We start from the raw sequence: 14,879 nt of genomic DNA on the forward strand, positions 1-14,879 counted from the left end.
TTCCGGCCGACAGATCAGTTGGAGGCCGGGTAGAGCGGAAGCAAGCTCTGCTGGCGGCGCTGGTAGCTGACCAGCTCCCAGGCGGTCAGCGGCTTCGCGCCCTGCGCCCGGCAGGCGTCGGCCACCTCGAACATCAGGGCCTGCTGGTGGAACAGGGTGGCGTAGGCGGCGCCCAGCCGGAATTCCGGATCCCACATGTGGATGGCCTCGGCGCCTGCGCCGTTCACCTCGATGATGCGGAAATCCTCGCCCATCGCCAGCCGCTCCACCGAGGCGAAGCGCACGTCGAAGCGGCCGAAATGGAAGCCCGGCATCTGGTCGGCGATCTCGTCGAAACGCGCGGTCAGCGTCGCGGTGACGTGTCCGCAGGCATCCTTGTAGAGCCCGCCGACCCGGCTGCTGCCGACCAGAGACAGCCGCACCGTCCGGCCCGCCGCCGGCACCTCGTCCAGCCGGCCGGCCAGCGCCTCGTGATGCAGGTCGGCCTTCCAGGAGGCGCGGGGGTCGGCGGCGATCAACTCGCGCAGGCTGGACCGGCCGTCGCCCACCACATGGGGGAAATAGCGGAAGGTCATGGAGAAGATGCGGCCGTGCCGCTCGCCGGGCTTGCGGACGTAGAAGATGCCGGCCTCGCCCGCATACTCCACATGCTCCTGCAGGATCACCCGCGCTTCGGCCGGGAAGCCGGCGAGATAGGCGCGCAGGTCGGCCGCATCGCGCACCAGCCGCACGCCGATGCCGCGCCAGCCGATGTCCGGCTTGGCGACCAGCGGGAAGGACAGGCCGGCGCCGGACGCCAGCCGGTCGAGCGCCGCCGGGGTCAGCGACGGGCGGTTGGTCAGCGCCATGGAACGCGCCGCCCACCGGCGCGCCGCCGGGCCGATCAGGTCCATGCAGGCGATCTTCGATTCGCCCAGCAGCCCGCCGGCCTCGATGGAGGGGTTGGCGGCGGTCGGCAGGGTGACGCTGCGGTAGCGGACGCCCAGGGCCAACCACTGGACGGCCAGCGGGATGTAGAACAGCAGCGGCGGAATGCGCTCCGCCCAGCCGATGGTGGGGGCGCCGGCCGGCACCACCGGCAGGCCGGGCAGGGCGAGGGCGCGCGGCGCGGGATTGCAGTGCAGCGCCTCGCGCAGGCCGCTGGGCAGATGCGGCTCGACCCTGGCCCGGAGGCGGGCGAACGCCGCGCCGGCGATGGACTGCGCCCGTTTGGTGCGCAGGACGACCAGCAGGGCCGCGCAGCCGATGCCGATCACCTGCACCTGGACCGCCGCCGCCTCCAGCGACGAGGTCATCAGCGTCAGCAGAAGCCCGACATGCACCCCCGCCGTCACCAGGGTGATGACGATGAAGCGCAGGAACGGCACCCGCATCACGCCGCAGGCGAAGTAGGTCGGGAACAGGACGCCGGGAACAATCCGGCAAGTCACCAGCGTCGGCAGCAGGTTCTTCTGCAATGCCACGCGGCAGCGCTCAAGCATCGGACCCTCGCTCCGCCGCCGGATCCAGCCGACCCGCAGGGACAACAGCCCAAGGACATAAATGAAAAGGTCGCCGATAACGATTCCGCACAGCAACGTAATGGCGGTTACGCCGATGCTGACCGTACCGACGCTGACCAGACTGGCCCCCACCGCAATTGCAACGTCTTCGTGCAGAAGCGTAAGCAAAGCAAGGCCCAGCAACAGAGGAAAACCGGCGAGGGCGGTTATTGGTTGCAATGCAGCAAACACGGGCGGGATGTCCAAGGATGAACGGCGATCAGTGCGCCATCGGCAAAATTGCATAGGCAATCGTAATCATCACGTTAAAACTTTTGATGAACCGCTCAGAACACCGAAAGTTTCTTTTAAGTCATATCGCATCGTTATGGCTAGGATAGAAAATATGTGTTTGCAGGTATGGCATCGGCACGGCACAGTGCGCTTCAATCGATGACCGGCCACTTGGCAGCCGGCCGGCAACCGGCGGCGCACCGCCATACGACATGACCAGGAGACGCACCGTGCAGAGCATCCAGTGGGACGACGCCTTCCTCCTTGAAGCCCAGCTGACCGAGGATGAGAAGCTGGTGCGCGACAGCGCCCGCGCCTACTGCCAGGACCGGCTGCAGCCCCGCGTCATCTCCGCCTTCCGCGAGGAGCGGTTCGACCGCGAGATCATGAGCGAGATGGGCGAGCTGGGCCTGCTGGGTCCGACCATCCCGGAGGAGTACGGCGGGCCGGGCGTCAGCCACGTCGCCTACGGGCTGGTCGCCCGCGAGGTGGAGCGGGTCGACAGCGGCTATCGCTCCGCCATGTCGGTGCAGTCCTCGCTGGTCATGCACCCGATCTACGCCTATGGCAGCGAAGAGCAGAAGAAGAAGTGGCTGCCGCGCCTGGCCACCGGCGAGCTGGTCGGCTGCTTCGGCCTGACCGAGCCGGACCACGGCTCCGACCCCAACGGCATGAAGACCCGCGCCACCAAGGTCGACGGCGGCTATCTGCTGTCGGGCTCCAAGATGTGGATCACCAACTCCCCCATCGCCGACCTCGCCATCGTCTGGGCGAAGTCGGACGCCCATGACAACAAGATCAAGGGCTTCGTGGTGGAGCGCGGGACCAAGGGCTTCTCCACGCCGAAGATCGAGGGCAAGCTGTCTCTGCGCGCTTCGGTCACCGGCGAGATCGTTCTGGACGAGGCCTTCGTTCCCGACGAGAACCTGCTGCCCAACGTGGCCGGCCTGGGCGGTCCGTTCGGCTGCCTGAACAAGGCGCGCTACGGGATCGCCTGGGGCGTGATGGGGGCCGCCGAGTTCTGCTGGCACGCCGCCCGCCAGTACACGCTGGACCGCAAGCAGTTCGGCCGTCCGCTGGCCCAGACCCAGCTGGTCCAGAAGAAGCTGGCCGACATGATGACGGAGATCACGCTGGGCCTGCAGGCCTGCCTGCGGGTCGGCCGCATGATGGACGACGGCAGCTGGTCGCCGGAGGCGATCTCGCTGATCAAGCGCAACAACTGCGGCAAGGCGCTCGACATCTCCCGCGTCGCCCGCGACATGCACGGCGGCAACGGCATCTCCGAGGAATTCCAGGTCATCCGCCACATGGTGAACCTGGAGACGGTGAACACCTACGAGGGCACCCACGACGTCCACGCCCTGATCCTGGGCCGGGCGCAGACGGGCCTGCAGGCCTTCTCGTAAGGTCTTGAGACTCGCCCTCTCCCGCCCCGGGAGAGGGAGGGGCCCACCGTGAAACGGCGGGGGGGGAGGGTTAGGGGCGAGCCGAGACTCGGTGTGGTTGCGGATTCTCGGACCGACCCTCATCCTTCCCACGTCGTGGGTCCCCTCCTTCTCCTGGGGCGGGAGAGGGTGTTTTTACGCCGCTTTCACATCCCCGTTCGCCTGCTGGCGAACCTCGCCCAGGAAGCGGTCGACCTCGGCCGCCAGCGCGCGGGTCTGGCCGGACAGGCCGCGGGCGGCGTCCTGGACGCCCAGCGCGGTGCTGCCGGCGCTCTCCGCCGTGTGGGCAAGTGCCGCGATGGTCGCCGACACGTCCTGGGTGACCGCCGCCGCCGTCTCCACCGCCCGCGCGATCGCCTTGGTGGCGGCGTTCTGTTCCTGCACCGACCGGGTGATGGTGCCGGCGATGCCGTCGATCTCGGTGATGGTGCTGCCGATGGTGCCGATGGCGTCGGCCGCCTCGCGGGTCACCGACTGCATGGCGTTGACCTGGGCGGCGATCTCGTCGGTCGCCTTGGCGGTCTGGTCGGCCAGACCCTTCACCTCGGTCGCCACCACGGCGAAGCCCTTGCCGGCCTCGCCGGCCCGCGCCGCCTCGATGGTGGCGTTGAGCGCCAGCAGGTTGGTCTGCTTGGCGATGGCGTGGATCAGCCCGACCACCTGGCCGATGCGCTCGGCATTGGCGATCAGCCCCTGCACCGTGGCGTTGGTGCGGTCGGCGTGGGACACCGCCTCCCCGGCGATGCGGGCGGAATGGCCGACCTGTTCGGAGATGCCGCCGATGGAGCCGGCCAGTTGGGTCGCCGCCGCCGCGGCGGAGCGGACGTTGGACTGGATGTCATCCGATTCGCGGGCGACGTTGCGGGTCTGGCTCGACGCCTCCCCCACCACCACCGCCATGCGGTCGGCGCTGTCGGCCATGCCGGATGCCGACTCGGCGATGCCCTCCACCAAGCGCTTCACCGTGCCCTGGAAACGGTCGGCGAGGTCGAGCAATGCTGCGCGCTTGGCCTCCTCCGCCTTGGCGTCGGCTTCGGCCTGGGCCGCGTGCATGCGGTCGATGGCGCGGGCGTTGTCGCGGAAGACGGTGACGGAGCCGGCCATCGCGCCGATCTCGTCGGAGCGGCCGGTGCCGGGCACCTCCACCGTGGTGTCGCCGCCGGCGAGCCTCGCCATCGCCGCCGACATGGCGCGCAGCGGGCGGATGACGATGCGGCCGAGCAGGACGTTCAGCAGGCCGATCTGAACCGCCAGGGCGATCAGGCAGATGGCGATCTGGTTGCGCATCTGGGTGGCGATGGCGTCGATCTGCTGGTCCAGGCTCCAGGCGATCTGCAGGGCGCCGACCAGCCGGTTGCTCTTGCCGGTCACCACCGGCACCGTCACGACGATGTGGCCTTTGGCCGAACGGGTCTGCGCCCCTTTGCCGGCCAGAACCGCCTCGACCAGATCCTGGTCGGCCTTCAGGTCGTATCGGGCGAAGCGCGGGTTGGAAAAATCGGCCAGCGTGCCCGATGCGCTCGCGGCGCGCAGCGAGGCCAGCTGCACCTCGCCGCTGTCGGCCAGCGGCATGAACTCCGTCTCGATGGAGGCGCCGTCGCCGGCGACGAAGCTGGTCTTGGTGGCATTCGCCAGCATGTCCGTCTTGACGCGGGCGTCTTGCGTGGCCAGCCGCACCGCGTCGTCATACTGCATCTTGGCCTGCAGCCCCATGATGACGACGAAGCCGCCGACGATGGCCGCGACGAAGGCCGCCGTCACCTTGCGGCCGATACTCCGGAACCGACGCGGCCGGGATACGGCCGCCTTGTCCACTGCCATGCTCTTGCCCCTTCCCATGCCGCCTTCGCTCCACTTCGGGCGTCGTCCTCCAGGGCAATGACCGCCGGCCGCGAGGGCACGGCGATGCACCGCCGGCAGGACCGGCGCTCACTATCGAAGCGTCAACGAATTGCTTGGTTTAAATACTATTGTAACGACATGCCATGGCTTGCGCCACGATCTTCTTCTCTGACTTTCGGATGCTGCCGATCGTCACAGAAAACCTAAAGTCACGCTTTGGCCCGGACAAAAGGAAGGCGCCGCCGTCACTTTGACGAACGGCGCCTTTTCATGCCGAGAGTCCGGATTCAGGTCTTTCCGGTCGTGGCTTGTTCCGGTGCCGGCTCAGCCGCGGGCCGGATCGCGCGCCCGCCATGCGAATGGTCCGGCGCGCTCGTAGAGCCAGGGATACTGGTTGACCATGCGGCGGGCGGTGGCGATGCGGTGGGCGGTCAGGGTGATCAGCGCGATCACCGCGGTGTGGACGGCGAAGCCCCACAGCGACAGCAGCTGCTCGCCGAACAGGCCCCAGGCCAGGAAGCGGTCGCCCACCCCCAGCAGGAGCGAATAGGCCAGCACGCTCGACACCGGCTTCCACCCCTCCGCCAGGGTCTGGCCGGTCAGCACGCCGCAGCCGCCGAACACCAGAACCGTCAGGAACACGAACACCGGAACCGACGAGCCCAGGATCGTCTCCATCTCAGTGGCCCCCTTCCAGATAGGCCGCGCGGACCTCCGGGTCGGCCAGAAGCTGCGCCCCCGTCCCCGTCATCGTGATCTTCCCCGTCACCATCACATAGGCCCGGTGCGCCAGCTTCAGCGCGTGGAACGCGTTCTGCTCCACCATGAACACCGTCATCTTCTGTTCCCGGTTGATCTCCTGGATCACCTGGAAGATCTGCTTCACGATCAGCGGCGCCAGACCCAGGCTCGGCTCGTCCAGCAGCAGAAGACGCGGCTGGCTCATCAGCGCGCGGCCGATCGCCAGCATCTGCTGCTCGCCGCCCGACATCGTGCCGGCGCGCTGGTTGATGCGCTCCTTCAGCCGCGGGAACAGCGTCAGCACCCGCTCCAGCTCGCGCTCGAAGCTGCCGGGCTGGGCGACGATCGAGCCCATCTGCAGGTTCTCCAGCACCGTCATCCGCGGGAAGATGCGCCGGCCCTCCGGGCTCTGCGCGATGCCGCGCCGCACGATCTCGTGGGTCGGCAGGTCGGTGATGTCCTCGCCCTCGAAGAACACCCGGCCCTGGCGCGCCCGCGGGCTGCCGCAGATCGTCATCAGCAGCGTCGACTTGCCCGCGCCGTTGGCGCCGATCAGCGAGACGATCTCGCCGGACCCGATCTCGATGTCGATGCCCTTCAGCGCCTCGATGGCGCCGTAGAAGGTGTGGACGCCCGATACCTTCAGCATGGCTCAGGCCCCCTTCTGCGCTTCTTGCGGCATGTTCAGGTCGGCCGCCACCTCCGGCGGCAGCGCCTCGTCCTCGTCCTCGCCCAGATAGGCGCGGATCACCGCCGGGTCGTTCTTCACATGCTCCGGATCGCCGTCGGAAATCTTCCGGCCATAGTCCAGCACCACCACATGGTCGGAAATGCGCATCACCACGCTCATGTCATGCTCGATCAGCAGCACGCCCGTGCGGTGCCCCTGCGGGGTCTGGACGTCGCGGATGAAGGTCAGGATCTCGGCCAGCTCCGCCGACTCGCGCGGGTTCAGCCCGGCCGCCGGCTCGTCCAGGCAGAGCAGGACCGGCTCCGAGCACATCGCCCGCGCGATCTCCAGGCGGCGCTGGGCGCCATAGGGCAGGTTGCCGGCCTCCCAGTCGGCGAACTCGGTCAGACGCACCCGGTCCAGCCAGTATTTCGCCAGCTCCACCGCATCGTGCTCGGCCTTGCGGTAGCTGGGCAAGCCCAGCAGCCCGGCGATGGCGAATTTGGAGGCGCGCATCAGCTTGTTGTGCTGGGCGACGATCAGGTTCTCCAGAACGCTCATGCCGCTGAACAGCCGGATGTTCTGGAAGGTGCGCGCCACCCCGGCCAGCTGGGCGATGCGGTAGCCCGGCATCCGCTCCAGCAGGAACTCCCGGCCCTCCGGGTGGCGCAGCGTCAGCCGGCCCACGGTGGGGGTGTAGAAGCCGGTGACGCAGTTGAACAGCGTGGTCTTGCCGGCGCCGTTCGGGCCGATCAGCGCGGTGATCTCGCCGGCCCGCGCCTCGAACGACACGTCGTTGTTCGCCACCAGACCGCCGAAGCGCATGGTCAGGTGTTCGACGGTGAGCAGGGGCTTTTCACTCATGACGGCGCTCATTTCGCGGCTCCCGTCGCGGCGGGGGGCTTGTTGCCGCCATGGGAGCCGCCATGCAGGAGGATGGTCGGGTCGCGGTGGGCCAGCAGGCCGCGCGGACGCCACAGCATGATCAGCACCATGCCGCCGCCGAAGGCCAGCATGCGGTAGTCGGCCAGCTCGCGGAACGCCTCGGGCAGGCCGATCACCAGCAGCGTGGCGACCACCACGCCGATCTGGCTGCCCATGCCGCCCAGCACCACGATGGCCAGGATGATCGCCGACTCGATGAAGGTGAAGCTCTCCGGGCTGATGAAGCCCTGGCGCGTGGCGAAGAAGGAGCCGGCGAAGCCGCCGAACATCGCGGCGATGGCGAAGGCCGCCAGCTTCATGTTGGTGCGGTTGATGCCGAGCGAGGCGCAGGCGATGTCGTCCTCGCGCAGGGCCTCCCACGCCCGGCCCAGCGGCAGCTTGCGCACCCTCAGCGTGAACAGGTTCACCACCAGCGCCAGGGCCAGGATGAGGTAGTAGAGGAAGATGATGCGGTGCAGCGGCGAGAATTCCAGCCCGAACATCTCGTGGAAGGCGGCCATGCCGTCGGCCGGGCTGCGCGAGAAGTCGGCGATGCCGAAGAAGCTCGGCCGCGGAATGCCGGAGATGCCGTTGGGCCCGCCGGTGAACTGGTACCAGTTGACCAGGATGATGCGGATGATCTCGCCGAAGCCCAGGGTGACGATGGCGAAATAGTCGCCGCGCAGCCGCAGAACCGGGAAGCCGAGCAGCACGCCGGAGATGGCGGCGAGCAGGCCGGCCAGCGGCAGGCAGACCCAGAAGCTGAGGCCGAAGTAATGGGCCAGCAGGGCGTAGGAATAGGCGCCGACGGCGTAGAAGGCGACATAGCCGAGGTCGAGCAGGCCGGCCAGCCCGACGACGATGTTCAGGCCCCAGCCCAGCATGATGTAGGTCAGCAGCAGGATGCCGATGTCCAGGATCATGCGGTCGGCCATCGGGGTCAGCGGCAGGACGGCGGCGAAGGCGACGGCGACCGGGCCGATGTAGCGGCTGGCGTGCTGCACCTTGGCGGCGATGCGGTCCATGCGCTTGTCGCGGTCGGCCTGCGACAGCTTGGAGCGGCCGGTGGCCACCGTCAGCGCGGCGCGGATGGCGATGACGCCGCCGCCCAGCACCAGCACCAGGCGCAGCACCTGGGTCGGCATCGGCAGCAGCAGCCCGACGCCGGCGCAAACCAGCGCCAGGATCAGCACCGGCAGCGCCAGGCCATGGCGGATCAGCCCGAGCCCGAGGCGGCCGAGGAAGACCAGGACGATGGAGGCGACGACCTCCTCCGGCCGGGCTTCGATGCCCAGCCCGGTGGGGCGGTCCACCGTGCGCAGGCCGACCAGCGGCACGGTCAGCAGCAGGGCGACGAAGGCGGCGAGCCCGGCCTCCCTGACGGCGGCGGCCCAGTCGACGCCGCGCGCCTTGCCGCCCGCGGCGGCGGACGGGACGGTGTTGGAGTGCAGGGTCATGGCGCTTACACCTTCTCGATCTCGGGCCGGCCGAGCAGGCCGGTGGGCCGGAAGATCAGGACGAGGACGAGGATGGAGAAGGTTGCGACGTCCTTCCATTCGGAGCCGACATAGCCGGACCAGAAGGCCTCGATCAGGCCGATGACCACGCCGCCGAGCATGGCGCCGGGCAGCGAGCCGACGCCGCCGAGCACGGCGGCGGTGAAGCTTTTCACCCCGGCGAGGAAGCCGATGTAGAAGTCGATGACGCCGTAGATCAGCAGCACCATCATGCCGGCGACGGCGGCGAGCGCGGCGCCCATGACGAAGGTCAGCGAGATGACGCGGTCGACGTTGACGCCGAGCAGCCCGGCCATCTTCTTGTCCTGCTCGCAGGCGCGCTGGGCGCGTCCCAGCGAGGTGCGGTTGATCAGCATGGTGAAGCCGACCATGAGGACCAGGGTGATGACGATGGTGGCCAGGCGCACGTAGCTGACGGAGACGGCGCCGTCCATCAGGGTGAGGTTGCCGGGCAGGATGGGCTGCAGCGGCTTGGAGCGGGCGCCCTGGAGGAGCTGGATGTAGTTCTGCAGGAAGATCGACATGCCGATGGCGGAGATCAGCGGCGCCAGCCGGGGCGAGGAGCGCAGGGGCCGGTAGGCGATGCGCTCGACCGTCCAGCCGTAGACGCTGGTGAACAGCATGGAGGCGAGCAGCATGACCAGCAGGGCCAGAGGCACCCAGGTGATACCGAGCGCGCCGATGGCCAGGAAGGTGATCAGCGCCACGAAGGAGCCGATCATGTAAATCTCGCCATGCGCGAAGTTGATCATCCCGATGATGCCGTACACCATCGTGTAGCCGATCGCGATCAGGCCGTAAATCGCCCCAAGCGACAAGCCGTTGATCAATTGTTGTAGAAAATAATCCATCAGGCGCTCTTCTCCCACTCTCCCAGATCACCGAATAGGCAGGCACTCGAAAACTGGCACTCGAAGCTTTTCAATCGAATCTTGGCACTCGAAACCTGGATTGAGCCGTGTGCGGCGGCGGAGTTCCGATCCGGATGAACGGGGGAGAACATCCAGGACCAAGGCAGGGGACGCTTGGAACCCCGCCGCCGCACCCGGTTCTTGCCAAAGCCCCGCCGGATGCGGGATCCGGCGGGGCTTCGGTCAAAGGCGGTATGGGGAACCCTTGCGGGTCTGCATGTGGAGGTCCGGCGTGGTCCGGCGGCCCGAAATCGGACCGGCGGCCAACAGGACGAACGGCGGCAGGACGAGCGGCGGCATCATCCGGACGCGCGACACTGTCGCGGGGGTGCGGCTCCGCACCCGGGCGGCATTCCGTCGTTCGGCCATGGTCAACAGCTCCCACTTGCGCGGCACGGCTTGCGGCCGTGGCGTCCCCACCGGCATGGCTGCCGGGCAAACCTGTCGTGAAGCGGCCGGATCGGACGGAACAGCCGTCCGGCCCAGCCCAGTCGGCGAAAGGCGCCGAGCCTTACCCTGTTCGAATCTGTTCTTGGCCTCACCCCCCGGCACTTTGGTGCCGGTGGCGGATGCTGCCCTTTTTCTTGTCACAGACAGGTAAAGCAACTTGATCCGTAGGCGCAACACTCTCTTTCCTGCAGCGAAAAAAAACAACATTCCTCGCGCCGCCATCGCCGATTTCAGAATGAAATTTCTAAAAAGAGAGCGTCGGCCAAATTCCATTCACTTTTCTGTCAACAGCTGTTCACATGTTCAGCCGACGATGCCGCGGGGGTCGGTGAAGGGCTGTCCCAGGGCATCGGCGACCGCCGCGTAGGTCAAGTGCCCGGCATGTACGTTCAGGCCTTCCAGCAGGTGAGGATCCTCGGCCAGCGCCCGCTTCCACCCCTTGCCGGCGAGCGCCTGGACGAAGGGCAGGGTGGCGTGGTTCAGCGCCTCGGTGCTGGTGCGGGCGACCGCGCCCGGCATGTTGGCGACGCAGTAATGGACGATCCCGTCCACCACATAGGTCGGGTCGGAATGGGTGGTGGCCCGGCTGGTCTCGAAGCATCCGCCCTGGTCGATGGCGACGTCCACCAGCACCGAACCACGGCGCATGCCGGCCAGCTGGTCGCGGCGGATCAGTTTCGGCGCCGCGCCGCCCGGCACCAGCACGGCGCCGATCACCAGATCGCTGTCGGCGATGAGGCGGTCGAGCGTGTCGGCCGAGGCATGGACGGTCTTCAGCCGCGGCCCGAACAGATCGTCGAGCTGGGCCAGCCGGGGCATGGAACGGTCGGCGACGGTCACGTCGGCGCCCAGCCCCATCGCCATGCGGGCCGCGTTGGCGCCGACCACGCCGCCGCCGATGACCAGCACCTTGCCGGGCAGCACGCCGGGCACGCCGCCCAGCAGGATGCCGGAGCCGCCGGTGCTCTTCTGCAGCGCGACGGCGCCGACCTGGATCGCCATGCGGCCGGCGATCTCCGACATCGGCGCCAGCAGCGGCAGGCGGCCGGCGCGGTCGGTGACCGTCTCGTAGGCGATGGCGGTGCAACCGCTCTCCATCAGCAGCCGGGCCTGTTCCGGATCGGGGGCGAGGTGCAGATAGGTGAACAGCACCTGATCCGGCCGCAGCCTGCGACATTCCGCCGGCTGCGGCTCCTTCACCTTCACGATAAGTTCGGCTTTCGCGAACACCTCCTCGGCGGTGTCGGCGATATCGGCACCCGCTGCGCGGTAGGCCTCGTCGGAAAAGCCGATCTCGGCGCCGGCGCCGCTCTGCACCAGCAGGGCATGGCCGTCCGCCGCCAGTTCGCGGACCGAGGCGGGCGTCAGGCCGACCCGGTATTCGTGGTTCTTGATCTCCTTGGGAACGCCGATGCGCGTGACCATGCGGGAACCGACCATGCGAGATCTCCTCGATCCAATCCTTCGCCCAAGCGGTTCAGCCCGGTAGTTCAGTTAAGCGCTCCGGCCGAACGCTCCGGTCCCAAGTGAAACCATCGGTTGGACTGATTGTCTCACAAAAGCCACTATAAGACCGGCGAACGGGGTGAATCTCTGCAAAGCCTTGCATGAATCCCCCATAGTGTGCTGGAGCTTTCGCAGAATCCTCCATGTCTTCGAATAAAGTTGCATGCACGCCCTGGACGCCCTGGACCACAAGATCCTGCGCCTTCTCCGCAAGGACGGCCGGATGAGCAACGCCAAGCTGGCGGCGGAGGTCGGGCTGTCGCCATCGGCCTGCCTGCGCCGCCTGCACATGCTGGAGCATTCCGGCGTGATCCGCGGCTATACCGCCATCATCGAGACGATGGACGAGGAACGGTCGGTCACCGTCATCGTCCAGATCACGCTGGAACGCCAGACCGAGGAGTATCTGCGCCGGTTCGACGCCGCCGTCCGCCGCTGCCCGGAGGTGCGGGAATGCTATCTGCTGTCGGGCAGTTCGGATTATCTGCTGCGGGTGGTGGCGCAGAACCCCGCCGATTACGACCGCATCTACAAGGATTCGCTGTCGCGCCTGCCCGGCGTCCAGCGCATCCAGTCCAGCTTCGCCATCCGCAGCGTCGTGCGGCCCGGCAGCCGGTCGGCGCTGGAGGACACCGGCGACTGATATCATCGAGCATAAAGCCTGACCCATCAGGCTTTATGCTCTTTGCCCTCAAACGGCGGGCGCGGCCGTCCGGCCGCTTGCCTTCGCAGGCATGGGCCTGCGGGGCCGCGTGCTCAGCCGAACAGGTCGAGTTCGGGGTCGGGCGCGGTTTCCGGGTGGGTCAGGTCGGTGCAGCCGATGCCGATCAGGCGGAAGGCGCGGCCGTCCGCCTCGCGCTCCAGCAGGGACAGGCCGGCGGCGAGGATCGCCTCGGGCGAGCGGGTCGGCTCCACCCGGCGGGAGCGGGTCAGCTGCTGGAAATCCCTGGTCTTCAGCTTCAGCACCACGCTGCGGCCCAGCAGCCCTTCGCGCTCCAGCCGGCGGGCGACCTTGTCGGCCAGCGGGCGCAGCTCCTGCGCCAGGGCGGGCAGGGTGGTGACGTCCCAGTCGAAGGTTTCCTCCGACGAGATGCTCTTGCTCGGCGCTTCCGGCGTCACCCGGCGGGAATCCTCGCCGCGGGCATAGTTGAACAGCACCCGGCCCATGGCGCCGTAACGCTTGACCAGCCAATGCTCGTCCTTGTCCTGCAGGTCGCCGACGCGGGTGATGCCGTCGGCGAACAGCTTGCGCTCCAGCGCCGGGCCGACGCCCCACAGGATGGTGACGCGCTTGGGCGCCAGAAAGCCCGCCGCCTCCGCCCGGCCCAGCGCCGAGAAGCCGCGCGGCTTGTCGAGGTCCGACGCGATCTTCGCCAGCAGCTTGTTGTAGCTGAGGCCGATGGAGGCGGTGATGCGCAGTTCCCGCTCGAAGCGGCGGACGATCTCCACCAGCGCCTGGGCCGGGCTGATGCTGAGGCGGTCCTCGACGCCGGTCAGGTCGAGATAGGCCTCGTCGATGCTGATCGGTTCCACCAGGGGGGTGAAGGCCTCCATGATCGCGCGGGCCCGATGGCCGACCTCTTTGTATTTGGCGATGTCGGGGCGGATGATGGTGGCGTCGGGGCAGCGGTCCAGCGCCTCGCGGATCGTCATGGCTGAGCGCACGCCGGAGATGCGCGCGACATAGCAGCAGGCGGCCACCACCCCGCGATGGTCGTCGCCGCCGACGATCACCGGCCGGCTGGCCAGCTCCGGCCGGTCGCGCTTTTCCACGGTGGCATAGAAGCTGTCGCAGTCGATGTGGCCGATGGACAGGCTGTGCAGCTCCGCATGGCGGAACAGCCGCCGGCTGCCGCATTTCGGGCAGCGCGTGACGTCGCCCGCTTCTGCGCTTGGCAGGGCGGCGGCGCAGTCGCGGCAGACGCTGTGCAGGGGCGCGGTCATGATGGCGGCAGCTTAGCAAAGGAGCGCGCAAACCGCCAGCCGATGCGTACAAAGGAAGAACGTACGGACGATCAGCGTGACGGCGTCTTCGCCCGGTCGCCGGCGGCGATGCGGGACGCGATGGCCTGCAGACCGCCCAGCAGAAGCTTCGTCATCGCCCAATGATAGAGCGCCGAACCGGCGAGGACCGACAGCAGGGCGCTCCATCCGCCGATCCAGCCGGCGAGCAGGGCCACGACGAGGGAGGCGGCGGCCGAGACGATCAGCGCCACCAGGATGGTCAGGCCGTTCGCCCCGTTGATCCGGCCGAGGATCGCCGCCCGCTCCATCGCCGCGGCGCCGAGCAGGAGGATCAGCGACAGGGCGAGCGAAAGGCTCAGCAGAAGGAGCATGGGGGCACCGCAGGGTCGGTCATGGGAGTGAGGTTCATCCTCACCGCAGCACGTCGCCGCCCACCGCCAGCCGGCCGGCGACCACGGCGGCCTGGGTGCGGCTGACCACGTTCAGCTTGCGCAGGATGCTGGAGACGTGGACCTTCACCGTCTGCTCCGACACGTTCAGCTCGCCGGCGATCTGCTTGTTCAGCTTGCCGTCGACGATCATCGTCAGGATGCGCAGCTGCTGCGGCGATAGGGAGGCGAAGCGGCGGGCGGCCTCGGCCTCCTCGGCTTCCGATGAGGCGGCGGACAGCGGCGGCGCCCAGGTCTCGCCGGACAGGATGGCGCGGATGGCATCGGCCATCGCCGGCATCGACAGCGATTTGGGAATGTAGCCCGAGGCGCCATAGGCCAGGGCCCGGCGGATGGTGTCGGAATCCTGGAGCGCCGACAGGATGGCGACCGGCACGGTCGGGTGGTGGGCCAGCATCATGAACAGGCCGGCGAAGCCGTGGGTGCCGGGCATGTTGAGGTCGAGCAGCACGAGGTCGATGCGGTCCGGCCGCTCCCCCACCGTGGCCATCACCGAATCGAGGTCCGGGCATTCGATCACCCGCACCTCGGGCATCGCCTTGCCCAGCGCGTCGCGCAGCGCCGCCTGGACCAGCGGGTGGTCGTCGCCGATGACGATGGTCGTTCCTTCTCCCTCTGCGCTGTCCTCGCCCATGGCTTCCGCATTCCCCCCATTCGCGGCCGTCCGGCTTTTATCCGGTT

General features: G+C 68.1%; 13 protein-coding genes. 2 read left to right on the top strand and 11 right to left on the bottom strand.

Features of this window, described 5'->3' with window-relative positions:
• Positions 1 to 14: 14 nt before the first annotated feature.
• On the bottom strand, positions 15 to 1,787 hold the full coding sequence (locus tag DM194_RS24115; RefSeq protein ID WP_246024623.1) for a VTT domain-containing protein: 1,773 nt from the start codon (positions 1,785 to 1,787) through the stop codon (positions 15 to 17).
• A gap of 200 nt (positions 1,788 to 1,987) precedes the next feature.
• On the opposite strand from DM194_RS24115, the gene DM194_RS24120 reads away from it, so the two are divergent.
• Positions 1,988 to 3,184, top strand: a complete 1,197-nt coding sequence (locus tag DM194_RS24120; RefSeq protein ID WP_111070084.1) for an acyl-CoA dehydrogenase — start codon at positions 1,988 to 1,990, stop codon at positions 3,182 to 3,184.
• A gap of 174 nt (positions 3,185 to 3,358) precedes the next feature.
• On the opposite strand, the gene DM194_RS24125 is transcribed toward DM194_RS24120, so the two are convergent.
• From DM194_RS24125 to ald, 7 genes are all read right to left on the bottom strand, one after another.
• The gene (locus DM194_RS24125; protein WP_111070085.1) at positions 3,359 to 5,044 is read right to left on the bottom strand and encodes a methyl-accepting chemotaxis protein; all 1,686 of its coding nucleotides are present in this window, start codon (positions 5,042 to 5,044) and stop codon (positions 3,359 to 3,361) included.
• 345 nt (positions 5,045 to 5,389) lie between these two features.
• A complete protein-coding gene (locus DM194_RS24130) occupies positions 5,390 to 5,743 on the bottom strand; it encodes a DUF6867 family protein (RefSeq protein ID WP_111070086.1) in 354 nt (117 codons plus the stop codon).
• 1 nt (position 5,744) lies between these two features.
• Positions 5,745 to 6,455 carry an ABC transporter ATP-binding protein gene (locus DM194_RS24135; RefSeq protein ID WP_111070087.1) on the bottom strand — a complete coding sequence of 237 codons (711 nt, stop codon included), beginning with the start codon at positions 6,453 to 6,455 and terminating at the stop codon, positions 5,745 to 5,747.
• 3 nt (positions 6,456 to 6,458) lie between these two features.
• Positions 6,459 to 7,340, bottom strand: coding sequence for an ABC transporter ATP-binding protein (locus tag DM194_RS24140; protein WP_246024570.1), 882 nt, complete (start codon positions 7,338 to 7,340; stop codon positions 6,459 to 6,461).
• Positions 7,341 to 7,348: 8 nt separating this feature from the next.
• Entirely contained in the window at positions 7,349 to 8,857 is a 1,509-nt protein-coding gene (livM, locus tag DM194_RS24145; protein WP_111070091.1) for a high-affinity branched-chain amino acid ABC transporter permease LivM, read from the bottom strand.
• Between the two features lie 5 nt (positions 8,858 to 8,862).
• The gene (locus DM194_RS24150) at positions 8,863 to 9,768 is read right to left on the bottom strand and encodes an ABC transporter permease subunit (RefSeq protein WP_063635815.1); all 906 of its coding nucleotides are present in this window, start codon (positions 9,766 to 9,768) and stop codon (positions 8,863 to 8,865) included.
• Between the two features lie 813 nt (positions 9,769 to 10,581).
• The gene (ald, locus tag DM194_RS24160) at positions 10,582 to 11,703 is read right to left on the bottom strand and encodes an alanine dehydrogenase (protein ID WP_111070301.1); all 1,122 of its coding nucleotides are present in this window, start codon (positions 11,701 to 11,703) and stop codon (positions 10,582 to 10,584) included.
• 244 nt (positions 11,704 to 11,947) lie between these two features.
• On the opposite strand from ald, the gene DM194_RS24165 reads away from it, so the two are divergent.
• Positions 11,948 to 12,427: an Lrp/AsnC family transcriptional regulator gene (locus DM194_RS24165; RefSeq protein WP_111070093.1), complete on the top strand. Its 480-nt coding sequence runs from the start codon at positions 11,948 to 11,950 to the stop codon at positions 12,425 to 12,427.
• Between the two features lie 113 nt (positions 12,428 to 12,540).
• On the opposite strand, the gene DM194_RS24170 is transcribed toward DM194_RS24165, so the two are convergent.
• The 3 genes from DM194_RS24170 to DM194_RS24180 form a co-directional block, all read right to left on the bottom strand.
• Positions 12,541 to 13,728: a DNA polymerase IV gene (locus DM194_RS24170; protein WP_111070095.1), complete on the bottom strand. Its 1,188-nt coding sequence runs from the start codon at positions 13,726 to 13,728 to the stop codon at positions 12,541 to 12,543.
• Between the two features lie 71 nt (positions 13,729 to 13,799).
• Positions 13,800 to 14,120, bottom strand: a complete 321-nt coding sequence (locus tag DM194_RS24175) for a hypothetical protein (protein ID WP_111070097.1) — start codon at positions 14,118 to 14,120, stop codon at positions 13,800 to 13,802.
• Positions 14,121 to 14,160: 40 nt separating this feature from the next.
• Positions 14,161 to 14,832: a LuxR C-terminal-related transcriptional regulator gene (locus DM194_RS24180; RefSeq protein WP_111070099.1), complete on the bottom strand. Its 672-nt coding sequence runs from the start codon at positions 14,830 to 14,832 to the stop codon at positions 14,161 to 14,163.
• Positions 14,833 to 14,879 lie beyond the last annotated feature (47 nt).

This window comes from Azospirillum ramasamyi (assembly GCF_003233655.1).
Classification (GTDB): Bacteria; Pseudomonadota; Alphaproteobacteria; order Azospirillales; family Azospirillaceae; genus Azospirillum; species Azospirillum ramasamyi.